Source organism: Immundisolibacter sp., from assembly GCF_014359565.1.
In the GTDB taxonomy this organism is placed as follows: Bacteria; Pseudomonadota; Gammaproteobacteria; order Immundisolibacterales; family Immundisolibacteraceae; genus Immundisolibacter.
This window is the reverse complement of the sequence record NZ_JACIZD010000021.1, coordinates 1-15,848: the sequence shown is the minus strand read 5'-3', so window position 1 is coordinate 15,848 and position 15,848 is coordinate 1. Positions and strand designations below refer to the sequence as shown.

At 65.0% G+C, this 15,848-nt stretch carries 14 protein-coding genes and 1 pseudogene; 9 read left to right on the top strand and 6 right to left on the bottom strand.

Going from position 1 to position 15,848, the window contains the following annotated elements:
* Positions 1-15: 15 nt before the first annotated feature.
* The 3 genes from H5U26_RS14105 to H5U26_RS14095 are packed head-to-tail and all read right to left on the bottom strand — an operon-like array spanning position 16 to position 2,488.
* Entirely contained in the window at positions 16-582 is a 567-nt protein-coding gene (locus H5U26_RS14105; protein ID WP_290620804.1) for a hypothetical protein, read from the bottom strand.
* Entirely contained in the window at positions 579-1,007 is a 429-nt protein-coding gene (locus tag H5U26_RS14100) for a DNA polymerase III subunit chi (RefSeq protein ID WP_290620802.1), read from the bottom strand. Before H5U26_RS14100 ends, H5U26_RS14105 begins: the two co-directional genes overlap by 4 nt.
* Complete coding sequence (locus H5U26_RS14095) at positions 1,007-2,488, bottom strand: leucyl aminopeptidase (protein WP_290620800.1); 1,482 nt, start codon at positions 2,486-2,488, stop codon at positions 1,007-1,009. The genes H5U26_RS14100 and H5U26_RS14095 overlap by 1 nt, the downstream gene beginning before the upstream one ends.
* 330 nt (positions 2,489-2,818) lie before the next feature.
* On the opposite strand from H5U26_RS14095, the gene H5U26_RS14090 reads away from it, so the two are divergent.
* The 5 genes and pseudogenes from H5U26_RS14090 (at position 2,819) to H5U26_RS14990 (ending at position 7,086) form a co-directional block, all read left to right on the top strand.
* Complete coding sequence (locus H5U26_RS14090; protein ID WP_290620798.1) at positions 2,819-3,913, top strand: Zn-dependent alcohol dehydrogenase; 1,095 nt, start codon at positions 2,819-2,821, stop codon at positions 3,911-3,913.
* Between the two features lie 149 nt (positions 3,914-4,062).
* A complete protein-coding gene (locus tag H5U26_RS14995) occupies positions 4,063-4,614 on the top strand; it encodes a DUF4145 domain-containing protein (RefSeq protein ID WP_366055976.1) in 552 nt (183 codons plus the stop codon).
* 135 nt (positions 4,615-4,749) lie between these two features.
* Positions 4,750-6,138: an ATP-binding protein gene (locus H5U26_RS14085; RefSeq protein WP_290620797.1), complete on the top strand. Its 1,389-nt coding sequence runs from the start codon at positions 4,750-4,752 to the stop codon at positions 6,136-6,138.
* A gap of 532 nt (positions 6,139-6,670) precedes the next feature.
* Positions 6,671-6,877, top strand: coding sequence for a hypothetical protein (locus H5U26_RS14080; protein WP_290620796.1), 207 nt, complete (start codon positions 6,671-6,673; stop codon positions 6,875-6,877).
* Positions 6,870-7,086 (top strand): annotated as a pseudogene (locus tag H5U26_RS14990) (type II toxin-antitoxin system HicA family toxin). The gene H5U26_RS14080 and the pseudogene H5U26_RS14990 overlap by 8 nt, the downstream one beginning before the upstream one ends.
* A 618-nt stretch (positions 7,087-7,704) precedes the next feature.
* On the opposite strand, the gene glcF reads toward H5U26_RS14990, so the two are convergent.
* The gene (gene glcF / locus H5U26_RS14075; RefSeq protein ID WP_290620795.1) at positions 7,705-8,922 is read right to left on the bottom strand and encodes a glycolate oxidase subunit GlcF; all 1,218 of its coding nucleotides are present in this window, start codon (positions 8,920-8,922) and stop codon (positions 7,705-7,707) included.
* A gap of 227 nt (positions 8,923-9,149) precedes the next feature.
* On the opposite strand from glcF, the gene uvrA reads away from it, so the two are divergent.
* From uvrA to H5U26_RS14060, 3 genes are read left to right on the top strand one after another with little or no spacing between them, the layout of a single operon-like run.
* Positions 9,150-12,029 (top strand): excinuclease ABC subunit UvrA, encoded by a 2,880-nt coding sequence (gene uvrA, locus H5U26_RS14070; protein ID WP_290620793.1) that lies wholly within the window; start codon positions 9,150-9,152, stop codon positions 12,027-12,029.
* A complete protein-coding gene (locus H5U26_RS14065) occupies positions 12,026-13,231 on the top strand; it encodes an MFS transporter (RefSeq protein ID WP_290620791.1) in 1,206 nt (401 codons plus the stop codon). Before uvrA ends, H5U26_RS14065 begins: the two co-directional genes overlap by 4 nt.
* A gap of 52 nt (positions 13,232-13,283) precedes the next feature.
* Positions 13,284-13,922, top strand: coding sequence for a glutathione S-transferase family protein (locus H5U26_RS14060; protein ID WP_290620789.1), 639 nt, complete (start codon positions 13,284-13,286; stop codon positions 13,920-13,922).
* A 116-nt stretch (positions 13,923-14,038) separates the two neighbouring features.
* Here the strand turns inward: H5U26_RS14060 and H5U26_RS14055 are convergent, their stop codons facing one another.
* Entirely contained in the window at positions 14,039-14,284 is a 246-nt protein-coding gene (locus H5U26_RS14055; RefSeq protein ID WP_290620787.1) for a type II toxin-antitoxin system prevent-host-death family antitoxin, read from the bottom strand.
* Between the two features lie 183 nt (positions 14,285-14,467).
* On the opposite strand from H5U26_RS14055, the gene H5U26_RS14050 reads away from it, so the two are divergent.
* On the top strand, positions 14,468-15,259 hold the full coding sequence (locus tag H5U26_RS14050; protein WP_290620785.1) for an MBL fold metallo-hydrolase: 792 nt from the start codon (positions 14,468-14,470) through the stop codon (positions 15,257-15,259).
* Positions 15,260-15,317: 58 nt separating this feature from the next.
* Here the strand turns inward: H5U26_RS14050 and H5U26_RS14045 are convergent, their stop codons facing one another.
* On the bottom strand, positions 15,318-15,464 hold the full coding sequence (locus H5U26_RS14045; protein WP_366055975.1) for a phage integrase N-terminal SAM-like domain-containing protein: 147 nt from the start codon (positions 15,462-15,464) through the stop codon (positions 15,318-15,320).
* Between the last annotated feature and the right edge of the window lie 384 nt (positions 15,465-15,848).

The window sequence follows — 15,848 nt, the reverse complement described above, 5'->3', positions numbered from 1 at the left end:
GGCAGCGGCGCGGGATCAGGCGGTGGGTGGGGTGCCGGCCAGCAGTTCGCACAGGCGGGTATCGAGCTCCTCGCGCACGGCGGCACGCAGGCGCTGTTCGGTCAGGGCCAGCTCGTGCGCCAGGCGTTGCTCCAGGCCATTGCCGATTTCGGCCAGCAGCGCGCGCAGCAGGGCCTGTGCGTCCGGGTCGGGCGGCTCGACCGCGGCCACGGGCGGGGGGCTCAGCGGCTGGGTTGCGTCGGCTGGCGGCGGCGGCGAGGTGCTTTCTGTCTCGACCTGTTCGGGCGCGCTCCCGTCAACCCAGGGCAGCGGCAGCTCGTCCTCCTGCAGCGGCGGCGCCGCGACGGCGGGCGCATCCGGCACCGGCTCGGTTGGCGGTGGCGGGGCACGAAAGTCGTAGACCTGCTCGCCAGGCGTGGGCTTGGGCGTGAAGTCGATGTCGAACACGAACTCGGGCGTTGCCTGCCCTGCCCCCTCGCCGGCCGACGGATCGGCACGCAGGCGACCGGGCACGACGATATCGGTCAGGGTCGGGATGTCGTCGTCGTCCGGCAGTTCCGGGTCGCGGATTTCGCCGTTCATGCGCCACCTCCGAGCGTGTGTTTACGCAGCGGGTAGCCGCGCTCGCGGTAAAAACGGTAACGTGCCCGGGCACGGTCGCGGCCCGGCGGATCGGCCGGCACCAGCTCCAGCACGCGCCGAAAGCCGCTGAAGAAATGCGGCACCTCGTCGGCCAGGTTCAGCAGTACCTCGCCCGGCTGCGCCGGCGGCTGCCAGCCGATCCACACCGGCGCCCGGCCCGGCGTGCCCACCAGGCGGTGCGGCACGAAGGAACCGGCGCTGAAACTCCACAGCCGGGCGTCGAGCGCGTGGGCGGCCGCCTCGTCCGCGACGTGCACATGCACCTCGCCGCCGCGCCGGTGGACCGTGTCCAGCAGGCGGCAGACGAACTGCTGCGGGTCGGGCGGCGGATCGCCCTCCAGCACGTAGAAATCGACCTCCGCCATCAGCCGGCGACGCGATCCAGCAGGTACTGCACCAGCAGGCCCACCGGGCGGCCGGTGGAGTTCTTGTCCTTGCCGGACTTCCAGGCGGTGCCGGCAATGTCCAGGTGCGCCCAGCGCAGTTTTTCCGTGAAGGCCGCCAGGAAGGCCGCGGCGGTGATGGTGCCGGCCTCGCGCCCGGCCACGTTCGGCAGGTCGGCGAACGGGCTTTTGAGCTGCTCCTTGTAGTCATCCCACAGCGGCAACTGCCAGGCGCGGTCGTGCGCCGTACGGCCGGCGGCGAGCAGCGCGTCGATCAGCTTCTGATCGTTGCCCAGCAGGCCGTGGGCGTGGTTGCCGAGCGCGACCACGCAGGCGCCGGTGAGCGTGGCGATGTCGATGACGGCGTCCGGCTTGAAGCGCTCCACGTAGGTCAGCGCATCGCACAGCAGCAGGCGGCCTTCGGCGTCGGTGTTCAGAATCTCGACCGTCTTGCCGGCCATGGTTTTGACGATGTCGCCCGGCTTGACGGCCTGGCCGTCGGGCAGGTTCTCGCTGGCTGGGATCACGCCGATCAGGTTCACCGGCAGCTCCAGCAGCGCCGCGGCCTTGAGCGTGCCCAGCACCGAGGCGGCGCCGCACATGTCGAATTTCATCTCGTCCATGCCGGCGCCGGGCTTGATGGAGATGCCGCCCGAATCGAAGGTCACGCCCTTGCCGACCAGCACCAGCGGCGCCGCCTTGGACTTGCCGCGCAGGTGCTTGAGCACGATCAGCTTGGGCGGCTGGCGACTGCCCTGCGCCACCGCCAGCAGGGCGCCCATGCCCAGCTCGCGCATCTGCGCCTCTTCGAGCACTTCGATATGCAGGTCGTGCGCCTTGGCCAGGGCCTGCGCCTGCTCGGCCAGATAGCTCGGCGTGCACACATTGGCCGGCTGGTTGCCCAGATTGCGCGCAAGCGTTACGCCGGCGGCGATGGCCTGGCCCTGACGCAGCGCCGCGTCGAGGGTCTTGGCCTGGCGCGCGCCGCAGCCGATGGCGAGTGTCTTCAGGTGCTGCTTGCCCGGTTCGCGCTTGTACTCGGTGAAGCGGTACAGCGCGTGATCGGCGGCGGCGACGGCCGTGCGCACGCGCCAGGCCTCGTCGTGTCCGGCGACGGCAAGTTCCGCAAGGTAAAGAGCCGCATCGGCGCAGTGCAGCCGGCCCACGGCTGCGGCCGCCGCGGCGACGATGCGCTGGTAGGCGCCTTCGTTCAGCTCGCCGGCCTTGCCGCAGCCGACCAGCAGCACGCGTTCGGCCTTGATACCGGAAAGGCCGCGCAGCAGCAGCGTATCGCCCGGCTTGCCGCCGATGTCACCGGCCTTGACCGCCGCGCTGATGGCGCCATCGGTGGCCTTGTCGAGCAGCTTGGCCGACGGCGTCAGGGCGCGCGAGGCGAACACGCCGGCCACCACGCAGCCGCCCGGCTGATCGGTGACGGGCAGACGGGTGAGCTCGAATTGCATTGAAAAGGCGCTCCGCTATTGGGTTTGCGGCATTCTAACAGGCCACCGCGGAGGCTCTGCGGGCGACGGCGCGGGGCGCGTCCGAGTGATTCAGCGAAGAGCCGCTTGCAATGCGCAGGGCACGGCGTCGCCGGTGAGGTTCAGGTCGCCGTCCGGGCAATCTCGCCTCATACCTGCGAGTCCGGGCGTACCTGTCGCAGCCTTTTTCGGCATGATGCCAGCGCCGTAACGATCGTTCGGTCGCGCCGCTGGACCGGCTGTGCGGCGCCGCCGACAATGCCGCCAACAGCCGCCGGCATCCGGCCGCGGCGTAAGTGGAGGAGCCAAGCCATGCTGTCGATGAAAGCCGTCGTCGTGCGCGACCATAACCAGTACGCCGTCGAGACCGTGAACCTGGACCCGCCCAAGACCGGCGAGGTGCTGGTGCGCATCAAGGCCTGCGGGGTGTGCCACTCGGACATTTCCATCATCAACGGCACCATCCCGCAGCCGTTCCCGGCCGTCATCGGCCACGAGGGCGCCGGCATCGTCGAGCAAATCGGCGAGGGCGTGCGCACCGTCAAGCCCGGCGATCACGTGGTGATGTCCTTCGTGCCGCGCTGCGGCGAGTGCTTCCACTGCCTGCACGACCAGCCGTTCCTGTGCACCGTCAGCCCGCCCGACGGCACCCTGTTCGACGGCACCAGCCGCATCCACCAGGACGGCAAGCGCTTCTACACCATGTCCTTCCTGGGCAACATGGCCGAGTACGCCGTGGTGCCGGAAGCCTGCGTCGTGTCCGTGGACAAGAGCGTGCCGTTCCGGGCCGCCGCGCTGGTCGGCTGCGGCGTCACCACCGGCGTCGGCGCCGTCATCAACACTGCGCAGGTGCAGCCCGGCAGCACCGTGGCCGTGTTCGGCTGCGGCGGCGTGGGTCTGTCGGTGATTCAGGGCGCGCGCATCGCCGGCGCGCGCATGGTGATTGCGGTCGATCTGTCGCGCGAAAAGCTGGAAATGGCCAAGGGCTTTGGCGCCACGCACACCGTGGAACCGGGCAGCGACCCGGTCAAGGAAATCATGGGCCTGACCGGCGGCATCGGCGCCGACTACGCCTTCGAGGTGGTCGGCATCGGCAAACTGGTCGAAACCGCCTTCAAGGCCACCCGCCGCGGCGGCATGACCGTGGTGGTCGGCGTCGGCAGCAAGGACGACCGCTACTCCTTCAACGCCCTGATCCTGCCGTTCACCGCCAAGACCGTGAAAGGCTCCATGTACGGCAGCGCCAACTTCAAGGTCGACTTCCCGATGTTGCTCGACCTCTACAAGGCCGGCAAACTCGACCTCGACCACATGGTGACCCGCACCTACACCATCGACGAGGCCGGCCAGGCGTTCGCAGACCTGGAAGCCGGGCGCAATGCGCGGGGGGTGATTGTGTTTGGGTGATCAGGCGTGGCGTTGTGAGGCAGCGATGCTGGACAATCAGGCGTACCGACCCAACCGGTTGATTTGCAAACGAAACACCAGCCTCGCCATCCAAGGGTATATGCCACTTGGTGTACATATCACATTAGAGCCAAAATCAAGGGGGAAGTATGTCTTGGGGAAATACGCAGCGCATCAATTCAGTTAGATTCAAATGTGGCTGGTGCGGAAGCATCGTAGCTTCGGTCACTGGCTACCCCAGCAGTGCGGCTGGAAGACACATTTGCATTTGTCCTAACTGCGAGTCTCCGACGCTGTTCCAGAACGGCGGACAAGTTCCGGGAGTCAGCCCCGGTGAAGAAGTAATGCATCTCCCTCCCGATGTTAAAGCCTTGTACAAAGAATCGCGAGACTGTTGCAGTGCAAGCTGCTATACGGCCGCAGTGCTCATTTGCAGAAAGTTGCTTATGAATATAGCAGTGGCCCAAGGTGCTGCAGTCGACCTACCGTTTATTCAGTACGTTGAATATCTTTCTAGCTCGGGGTATGTGCCGCCTAATGGCAAGGGTTGGGTTGACCACATTAGGAAAAAGGGAAATGAAGCAACCCATGAAATAGCGCTAATGACGCAAGTAGACGCGACTGAACTATTGGCATTTGCTGAAATGCTCCTAAAGTTTGTATATGAGTTTCCAAGCCGTGTGCCAAACGTCGGACCGTAAGGCTCTAACCAGCGGTTCAACGCGACGGGCCATAAAGGCAGCCCGCACGTTAACCTAGGCGTTAGGCGTCGCAGACCGACACCGCGCCACATCGCCACTAAACCGCAGCGGCAACCGAAAACCGAGTGACCCTCGATGCAAGGATATTCCCCTTTCGACAAACCGCTTCGAGACCTTCAGAGCGCTGATCTAAAGGCTTTGAAGCAAGCATCTGAAGGCTGGTATATCGAGTACAAGCGCGAAACTCCGAATGCGGTCGCCATTGCAAAATCTCTGTCGGCATTTGCCAATACGTACGGAGGCTGGCTCTTTTTGGGGGTACAGGAAGAATCTAAAGTGAATCCCGTAGCGGGCGAGTTTCCGGGCTTGCCACGGGATGAAGTCGACTCATCGCTACAGCGGCTACGAAAGTCTGCAGTCGATCACTTGAATCCCACTCCACACTTTGAAACGAAGGTTCTCTGGGGACCCGACTCAGAGGTTGGGCTCGCCGAGGGGCGTGCGGTAATTTGTGCTTGGATTCCACAGAGTAGTTCTGCGCCGCATATCCACAGAACGGGACAGATCTACCGACGCGTATCCGATGCATCTGAGCCAAAGGCCGAGAATGATCGTTTTGTCTTGGACCAACTATGGCGCCGCGGCGATGACATCAAACACACACACAAGGATTGGTACGACCGCGACCCGGAGTTCTCTACGCAAGAGAAGTCACAACCTTATGTCCGGTTGATGCTCATCGCAGACCGCTGGGCGGAGCGCGGCCTCTGGATCGATGTTCATGATGACCAAGTGCGCGCGGCGCTCGGCGAGCCCGGCGAAGTCATTGGCATTCCCTTTGATACTGTCCACACATCAAGCGATGGCTTTATCGGAAGGCAACTAAAAGGAAACGACCCTCAGAACTTGACGCTTACTTGGCGTCTCCGCAGAAGTCTAGTAAGCGATGTGTTCATTCCACTGCCACTGTTTCAGCCAGATCACCGAGCATTGCTCGCGCAGGACTTAGACGGTTATATGCACACTCAGCGCTTCATCGACCTTCTTGGGAGGTACAACACCAATGCGCTGCGGATAGTTGACCTGAACTACGTTTTCAGCGTGCTGATAGGCGTGGCCGAGATTCAGGAGAGACTGTGCAAGCTGGCCGGGTGGAGCGAGAGCTATCATCTGAAGGTCAAACTCCTTAATTGCTGGCGAACGATTCCATACATTGATGTTGCCGACGTGCTGGATCGATTCGAAACGTACGGACCGCCGATGTGCTTAGATTCGGTTGCCGCATTCCCGCGTCTCCCCGGTCCTGAAGACTACCTGGAGATTTTTCGTCACCCGGAAGTCGAGAGCAGTGTGGGCAGAGTCTTCTCTCAGGCTGTCGCCATGTTCTGGCCATTAGCCCTTTTATATGGGGTCCCGACGTGGGAGGAGGACAAACCCGTCGCGGCATATCACGAAGCTCTTCAGCAGGCAGGGCGTCGAGCCATAGACGTTCAGCATCGCCGAAACGTGCGGGCACGCAAGTGAAGAGCCCAGTAAGTTGGGCTGACGCAGGAAGCCCAACATCGTTTACACCGAGAATACCGGAGCACAAAGGTTGCCGGCTGCAAGCTGCCCGACAGAGCGCTTTCTGTGCGTGATGCCTGGGTGGGATACAAAACGCGCGGGCTTCGCACGCGTGTTTTTCGGACGACGGTTGAATCTGTTGGGCTTCCTGCGTCAGCCCAACCTGCATGAACGACATGAACTCTCCCACCCTGCGCAAAACCGGCTCCACTTTCCCGAAAAAAAATCGGTTGCCTGTAGGAGCGGGCCATGCCCGCGACCGCAACATTTCAGGTTGTGGTGCCGGTGCGGTGTGGCGCAGGGGGCCGGCTCTGCGGTCGCGGCCATGGGCCGCTCCTACACAAGAAATCGAGCCTGGAACAGATCGGGTTAGCGCATAAGGCGCAATAAGTGCAGCGCATTGCGCTGTCATTCACTACGGCTCGCTGCACGCTTCGCAAAACCTGACGAGCCGATGGTATTATTCTGAAATCAAAGCACACCGAGGTTGAAAATGGAACTCACGGCTGTACTGACACCGGCGGATGAAGGTGGATTTGTCGCTTTGAACCCGGAAACCGGAACCACGACCCAGGGCGAAACAATCGAGGATGCGATCGCAAATTTACGTGAAGCGACCGCCCTTTACCTCGAAGAATTCCCTAAAACCCTGAAAGGTCACCCCGTCGTGACCATGTTCACTATTCCTGAGCATGCCTAAACTGCCGATACTTTCCGGCGCTGAAGTCATTCGAGCGCTTGAAAAGCTTGGATTTGAAAACGTACGGCAACGAGGAAGTCACGTTGTCATGAAGAAAGGTCACACCGGGTGCGTGGTGCCGTTTCATCGAGAAATCAAGATTGGGACTCTTTGCAGGGCTTCTTCGGCAGGCCGAAGTATCTCCGGATGACTTTATCGCCAAGCTTTGAGGGCTGACGCAGCAAGCCCAACATCGTTCACACCGAGAATACCGGAGCACAAGGGTTGCCAGCAGCAACTTACCAGACGGAGCCCTATCTGTGCGAGATGCTTGGGTGGGATGCAAAACGCGCAGGCTTCTGAAGCGCGTCTTTCGGATTAGGGTTGAATCCGTTGCGCTTCCTGCGTCAGCGCAACCTATATGAACTCCGTATGTCAGGCGTCAGGAATCATGAAGAACCCTATAAGCAAGGTTTTGGCCGTTGCGTACATTACCTTCGTTGGCGGACTCATCGCTTGGGCCGTTGATATCTGGCAGCTCCGGTGCGAGGGGTTTGGTTGCACTGGCGTTGGTGTTGCTTGGTTGGCATGGGTCGGGCTCTTTGTACTGGGCTTGGCCGTGGGCCTTGTCCTTCGCACGCTATCTTCGCTGGGCGCCTTTCTTGCCACGAGTACGAAGCTTGCCTTCTGGCTTCAAGTCGCTACGGGCGGCATTCTTTTTGTACTGTGGGTTTTGAGAGATACCGCCTAGCCGTTCCATCGTGCAGGCCCACTCGGGGCGGCGCCCTCCGTGTCCCGGCCACAATTCCGGAAAGGTTCATCAAGCCAGCAACGCGCGATTTGTTCGATCAGTCCGCCGGATCGAACAGCTCGATCCAGTGGCGCACCGACACCGGCGCCCTGCCCTGCAGATGGCTCAGGCAGCCGATGTTGGCGGTGACGATCAGCTGCGGCGCGCCGGCAGCCAGGTTGGCCAGTTTGCGGCCACGCAGTTCGTGCGACAGCTCAGGCTGCAGCAGCGCATAGGTGCCGGCCGCCCCGCAGCAGATGTGCCCGTCTGCCACCGGCTGCAGTTCGAAGCCTGCCCGGCGCAGCAGGCCCTCCACCACGCCGCCCAGGCGCTGGCCGTGTTGCAGCGTGCAGGGGCTCTGGAAGGCGATGCGCCGCGGCGCGCCGGGGGCCGGCGTGAGGAGCGATAGGTCTTCGGCGGCGAGCACTTGCGACAGGTCCCGCGCGCAGTCGGCAATTTTCTGCGCACGCTCGGCGTAAGCCGGATCATCGGCCAGCAGGCGGCCGTAGTCCTTGACCTGCACCGCGCAGCCGCTGGCGGTGACCACGATGGCTTCCGCGCCGGCTTGCAGCTGCGGCCACCAGGCGTCGATGTTGCGGCGCATGAAATCCCGCGCCTCGTCGGTGGCGGTCAGGTGGTGGCTGAGCGCGCCGCAGCAGCCGCTGCTGGCGATGACATCCAGTTGAATGCCGAGCCGATCCAGCACGCGCGCGGTGGCGGCGTTGATGCGCGGGTCGAGCGCGTCCTGCACGCAGCCGGCCAGCAGCAGCATGCGCCGCGCGTGGCGGCTGGTCGGCCGTGGCCCGGCTGCGCGGGCCGGCGGAATAAGGGCTTTCAGGCTGGCCGGCAACAGCGGGCGCGCCAGTCTGCCGAGTCCCAGCACGGCCGCAAAGCGGCCGGCGTGCGGCAAAACCAGGCGCAGACCCCAGCGCACAAGGCGCTCGCCGGGGCGGCGCGGCGCCGCCTGTTCGGCGACTTCGCGGCCGTAGTCCAACACGCGGCCGTACTCCACGCCCGCCGGGCAGGTGGTCTCGCAGGCGCGGCAGCTCAGGCAGCGATCAAGGTGCGTGCGCAGGCTGGGCGCGACCACGCCGGTCTCGATGGCGTCCTTGATCTGGTAGATGCGACCGCGCGGGCCGTCGAGCTCGTCGCGGCGAATCTGAAACGTCGGGCAGGTGACGTTGCAGAAGCCGCAGTGCACGCACTTGCGCACGATGCGCTCGACGGCGGCGCCCTCGGCGGTGGTACGCACGTGGTGCGGAAATTGCGTCTGCATGGAATCCCCCGCTGAGTCTGGCGCCGCCAGAAGGCCCGACGGCGCGTAGCCGCGAACCTTAGGGGGAAGCGCGGAACAAATCCATCCCGGAGTTCGCGGCGCCCGGCAGCGGTGAAAAGCAGTGCAGGAGCGCAGCTGTGCTGCGCGATGCTTCGTACTTTGCGCCGTGCTTCGCACGCCCCGTACCATGGCCGGTTTGCAGCCGCCGCCCGTCGCAAGCCCACATCATGAGCAGCATTCCCGAAGGCCAGCCCGCCATCCGCATCCGCGGCGCGCGCACCCACAACCTGAAGAACATCGACCTCGATCTGCCACGCGACAAGCTGACGGTCATCACCGGCCCGTCGGGGTCCGGCAAGTCCTCGCTGGCCTTCGACACGCTGTACGCGGAGGGCCAGCGCCGCTACGTGGAATCGTTGTCCGCCTACGCGCGCCAGTTCCTGTCGGTGATGGAAAAGCCGGACGTCGATCACATCGAGGGCCTGTCGCCGGCCATCTCGATCGAGCAGAAATCGACCTCCCACAACCCGCGCTCGACGGTCGGCACCATCACCGAGATTTACGACTACCTGCGCCTGCTGTACGCCCGCGTCGGCGAGCCGCAGTGCCCGGAGCACGGCGTGGTGCTGCGCGCGCAGACGGTCAGCCAGATGGTCGACACGCTGCTGGCGCTGCCCGAGGAAACGCGCGTCATGCTGCTGGCGCCGGTGGTCGCCGGGCGCAAGGGCGAGCACGCGCAGTTGATCGAGGGCCTGCGCGGGCGCGGCTACGTGCGGGCGCGCATCGACGGCGAGCTGGTGGAACTCGACCAGGCGCCGCCGCTGGATGGCAAGCGCAAGCACAACGTGGAGGTGGTGGTCGACCGGCTGCGCCTGCGCCCGGACGCGCAAAGCCGCCTGGCCGATTCGCTGGAAGCGGCGCTGGCGCTCGGCGACGGCATCGTCAAGGTGGCGTTTCTGGACCAGGACACGGCCGAGCTGCTGTTCTCGGCCCGCTTTGCCTGCCCGCACTGCGGCTACTCGCTGGCGGAGCTCGAACCGCGCCTGTTCTCGTTCAACAACCCGGCCGGCGCCTGTCCGGAGTGCGACGGCCTGGGGGTGGCGCAGTTCTTCGACCCGCAGCGCATCGTCGCCGATCCGAGCCTCAGCCTGGCCGCCGGCGCCATTCCCGGCTGGGACCGGCGCAATGCCTATTACATGCACATCCTGCAGGGCCTGGCCCGGCACTACGGCTTCGACATCGAAACGCCGTTCGAGGAACTGGCGCAGCTGCACCAGCAGGCGATCCTGTTCGGCAGCGGCGAGGAGCAAATCAACTTCACCTACGCCGGCCCGGACGGGCGCGGCAAGCGCAAGCGGCACGCCTTCGAAGGCATCGTCAACAACTTTGCCCGTCGCTACCGCGAGACCGACTCGAATGCCGTGCGCGAGCACCTGTCGCGCTTTCTGGGCAACCGGCTGTGCACCGCCTGTGGCGGCAGCCGGCTGCGGCGCGAGGCGCGCCACGTCTACATCGCCGGCCGGCCGCTGCCGGAGCTGGTGGTGCTGCCGGTGGGCCAGGCGCGGGCGTTTTTCAGCACGCTGGAACTGCCCGGCGCACGCGGCACCATCGCCCAGAAGATCCTGCGCGAGATCGAGGCCCGGCTGGGCTTTCTGGTCAACGTCGGCCTCGACTACCTGACCCTGGCCCGCTCGGCCGACACCCTGTCCGGCGGCGAAGCGCAGCGCATCCGCCTGGCCAGCCAGATCGGCGCCGGCCTGGTCGGCGTGCTGTACGTGCTGGACGAGCCGTCCATCGGCCTGCACCAGCGCGACAACCAGCGCCTGCTGTCCACGCTCACCTACCTTCGCGATCTGGGCAACACGGTGATCGTGATCGAGCATGACGAGGATGCCATGCGCCTGGCCGACCACCTGGTCGACATCGGCCCCGGCGCCGGCGTGCACGGCGGCTACATCATTGCCGAGGGCACGCCGGCCCAGATCATCGCCAACCCGGATTCGGTCACCGGCCAGTACCTGTCCGGCAAGCGCGCCATTGCCCTGCCGGCCACGCGCACGCCGCCCGACCCGCAGCGGGTTCTGCGCATCGAGGGCGCCAGCGGCAACAACCTGCGGGACGTGACGGTGGAAATCCCGCTCGGCCTGCTGACCTGCATCACCGGCGTGTCCGGCTCCGGCAAGTCCACGCTGATCAACGAGACGCTGTACAAGGCGGTGGCGCAGAAGCTGAACCAGGCGCGCGACGAGCCGGCCCCGTATCAGGCCATCCACGGCCTGGAACAGATCGACAAGGTGGTCAACATCGACCAAAGCCCGATCGGCAGAACACCCCGTTCGAATCCGGCCACTTACACCGGACTTTTCACGCCGATCCGCGAACTGATGGCCGGCACGCCGGAGGCGCGCGCCCGCGCCTACGGGCCGGGGCGTTTCAGCTTCAACGTGGCCGGTGGCCGCTGCGAGGCCTGCCAGGGCGACGGCATGCTCAAGGTCGAGATGCACTTCCTGGCCGACATTTACGTGCCGTGTGACATATGTCACGGCCAGCGCTACAACCGCGAGACTCTGGAGATTCAATACAAGGGCAGGAACATCCACCAGATTCTGGACATGACCATCGAACAGGCGGGCGAGTTCTTCAGCGCCGTGCCCATCGTCAAGCGCAAGCTCGACACGCTCAGCGCCGTCGGCCTGGGTTACGTGCGTCTGGGTCAGGCCGCCACCACCCTGTCCGGCGGCGAGGCGCAGCGCGTCAAGCTGTCGCGCGAACTATCCAAGCGCGACACCGGTCGCACTCTGTACATCCTGGACGAACCGACCACCGGCCTGCACTTCCAGGACATCGAGCTGCTGCTGGGCGTGCTCACGCGCCTGCGCGACGACGGCAACACGCTGGTGGTGATCGAGCACAACCTGGACGTGATCAAGACCGCCGACTGGCTGATCGATCTTGGCCCCGAGGGCGGCAGCGGCGGCGGCCAGATCCTGGCCTGCGGCACACCGGAAGACCTGGCGCTGGAACCGCACTCGCACACCGGGCGCTTTCTGGCGCCGCTGCTGGCGCGGCAGGCCAAAACATCCCAACGAGGCAAACGCAGCGCGTGAGCCCGACCCTCCCGGCCGGCGCCCCACTGCGCCCGCTGCAACGCGCCCTGGTCTACGCCAGCGCGTTTTTCGGCATCACCACCGAGTCGCTGATCGGCATGCTGCTGCCGCTGTGGGCACTCGACCGCGGCCTGCCACCGGCACAACTGGGCATTGCGGTGGCGCTGGCCTCGCTCAGCCCGCTGCTGCTGGCGGTGCCGGCGGGCGCGCTGTGCGACCGCTACGGCGACCGGCGAATCATGCTGTGGGCGGGTCTCGGCGCCGGCCTGACGGCGGCCCTGTATCCGCTGGCCGGCGGCTTCCTGAGCGCCTGTGGCCTGCAGTTGCTGGGCGGACTGGCGCGCAGCATGAGCTGGCTGTCGGCGCAGTCCTACGCCATCCGCGCCACGCCAACCGGCGAGCGCAACAGCTTCATGGGCCGATTTTCCTTTGCCGGCAGCATCGGCATGTTGCTGGCGCCGCTGGCGGCCGGCGCGCTGGTCAGCTGGCAGGGCTTGGGCGCCGGTTTCCTGCTGATGGCCATGTGGGGCGGACTGCTGACGCTGGTGGCCCTGCCCCTGCCCGACATCCGCGAACACGAGCGCGTCGGCACGCTGTGGCAGGTGACCGGCGGCGCCTATCGACAGGCCTTGCCGCTGCTGTGGCAGGCGCCGCTGCTGATCGTCATGCTGCTCACCCTGCTGCGGCTGTCGTCAGCCGCCGTCAATGCGTCGTTCTACCCGGTGCACCTGGACCAGATCGGCTTCTCGGCGGCGCGCATCGGCTTCATGTTTGCCTGCATCAATGGGGCGGTTTCGGTCGGTTCGCTCATGGCCGCACAGCTCATCCGGCGCAGTTCCATGACCGCGGTACTGTTCGGGTCCATCGTGCTGGCCACCTTGTCCATCAGCGCGGTACCGCTCGTAACCGCCCCGCTCGCGGTCGGGCTGCTGAGCGCCCTGCATGGCCTGGGCCTGGGCCTCAGCCTGCCGACGCTGCTGGCCGCCATCGGCCGTCAGACCGCCCCCAGCCAGCGCGGGCTGGTAATCGGCCTGCGCACGCTGTTCAACCGGCTGGGCTACTTCGCCGTGCCGGTGCTGCTGGGCGGGCTGGTGCACGGGCTGGGCCTGAAGGGCGCGTTTCTGGCCACCGGCGCGCTGCTGCTGGCGGGCCTGGCCGGCACCTACGCCTACCTGCGCCGCAGTCGCCTCACGTACGATTGATCGCCGCACGCAACACGGCGGCGCCATTCACCCACCCGAGGAGAGCCTTGTCATGACCGTCGTATTCGGTGCCCCGATTTCCCCGTTCGTGCGCAAGGTGCGCGTCGCGCTGGCGGAAAAGAACATCCCGTACGAGCTGAATCCGGTGTTCCCAGGCAGCGACGACCCCGAGTTCCGGGCCCTGAGCCCGTTCGGCAAGGTGCCGGCCTTTCGCGACGAGCACGTCGGCCTGGCCGATTCGAGCGTGATCTGCGCCTACATCGAGAAACGCTACCCGACGCCGGCCCTGCTGCCGGCCGACCCGGCCGCCTACGCCACCGCACTGTGGCTGGAGGAGTACGCCGACAGCAAGCTGTTCCATGTCTGCACCGAGGGTGTGTTCTTCGAGCGCATCGTCAAGAGCAAGCTGCGCGGCCTGCCGGTGGACGAGGCCAAGGTCGCCGCCGCCCTGCACGAACTGCCGGCGGTGTGCGGCTACCTCGAACAGCAGATCACCACCGGTGCCCTGGGTGGCAAGACGCTGACGCTGGGCGACATAGCGGTCGCGACACAGTTCGTGAACCTGCAATACGCCGGCGAACAGGTGGACGCGGCGGCTTTTCCGAAACTCACGCAGTTTCTGGCGCGCACGCTGGCGCGGCCGAGTTTTGCCGATTGCCTGACGCAGGAACGGGCGCTGATGCAGGCTTGAGCCCTGCCGCCGTGACCTAAGCCGGACCTTGAAACCTGGCCCGGGCGATCGTTTGCCCCGACAGGCGCTGGGGCGTTCCCGCGGCCCACAGCAGCAGGTGGGTACGAGCAGCAGCTTCATTCGTCTGCGCCAAATAACTGCGCGATGTGCGCTTCGCCCATGCGGTCGAAGTCGTCCGGCACCTCGATCTGCCCGGCCAGAAACCCGAGACGCTGGCGCGGCGTTTCGTCCGCAGCGTCCAGCCGACAGACCTTGACCAGTGGCTTGCCAGCCTTGGCGATGACAAACGCTTGCCCACGCACCGCCTGGTCGATCAGTTTCGACAGATGGGTCTTGGCTTCGCGAATGTTTATTGTGCGCACGGCAAACCTCGAGTATGAATTTACGTTCAGTTAGTCCAGTTCAACAACATGCCCACGGCATCACCCCCTGCCACGACGTGCCGCGATAAGCTTGATCCGAAAATGGCTGTACGCCCGCCCGGCGCCGAACCTACGCAAGGGCCATGTTCCTCACCCCGACACTGCACAACGCGAGACATCACCATGGTCATCGAACAAATCTATTCCGATAACCGCTACCGCAACTTCCACTACCTGATCGGCTGCCCCGACACCGGCGAGGCGCTGGCCGTGGACCCCCTGGAAGTCGACCTGGTGCTGGCCAGGGCCGCCGAGAAAGGCTGGCGCATCACGCAGGTGCTGAACACCCATGAGCACCCGGACCACATCGGCGGCAACGAAAAAATCATCGCCGCCACCGGCGCCAAGCTGCTGGCCCATGCCGGCGCGAAGGATCGCATCCCCGGCATCGACCGCGGTCTGCACGCCGGCGACGTCATCGTCATCGGCAAGACCGGCGAACTGGAAGTGCTCGACACCCCCGGCCACACCATGAGCCACGTGTGCCTGTTCTGTCGCGGCGACCGGCCGGGCCTGATCAGCGGCGACACGCTGTTCAACGCCGGCGCCGGCAACTGCCACGGTGGCGGCCACCCGGAGTACCTGTACCGCACCTTCGCCGAACAACTGGCCAAATTGCCGGACGCGACCGTGGTCTACCCCGGCCACGACTACATCGCCAACAACCTCAAGTTCACCCTGGACCGCGAACCGACCAACCCACGCGCCGGTGCATTGCTGGCACAGGTGGAACAACAGGACCCGCATGCCGCTCGCTTGACCACGCTGGGCGAGGAAAAAGAAGTCAACACCTTCTTTCGCCTGAACAACCCGACCGTCATCGCCCGCCTGCGCGAGGCTTTCCCGGACCTGCCGGATCAGCCCTCGCCCAAGGACGTATTCCTCCGGCTGCGGGAGCTGCGCAATAAGTGGTAAGGGGCCGGTTCGCACGACGCGGCCGCGTACAAAAACTACAACGCGGTTAACGCCCATGTCAGGCTGGAGCCGCCACGTTGCGTTCCACCGCCAGCGACCTCAGAAACGCATCGACCGCCTCCTGGACCAGCTCCGCCGGGTGGCGCTTTCCGTGAAAATGAATGTATCTTTTTACCCACCCAGCGTACGCACGTTCGGTACGCACTGTAGTGATTCAGCCGGATACGATCGCGAAGCTGATCGAGCCGCTTGGGGACAGGACACCGGGGAGTCGGCCGTCGTTTTCAGGCCCATCAAAGCAGAACAAGGCCGGGTTTTGCTGAACGCTATCGCTGTTAAAAACTCATTTGGTGTGTGCGTCAGCCCTCGGCCGAGAGCGTGATCACCCCGGAGAAGCAAATCAAATCCCTAGCGTCGGCAACGCAAATTGGACCTCTTGGATTCAAGAATCAAGTGCAACACGATTTGAGAAATTGGCGATTTCTTCGGCCATGGCTTCGTCCGGTGTTCTCCAGTCCAAGGTTTTTCGAGGACGGCCGTTCAGAAGCCGGGCGATGTCGTTGAGCGCGGTCTGGCTGAGCTCGGACAG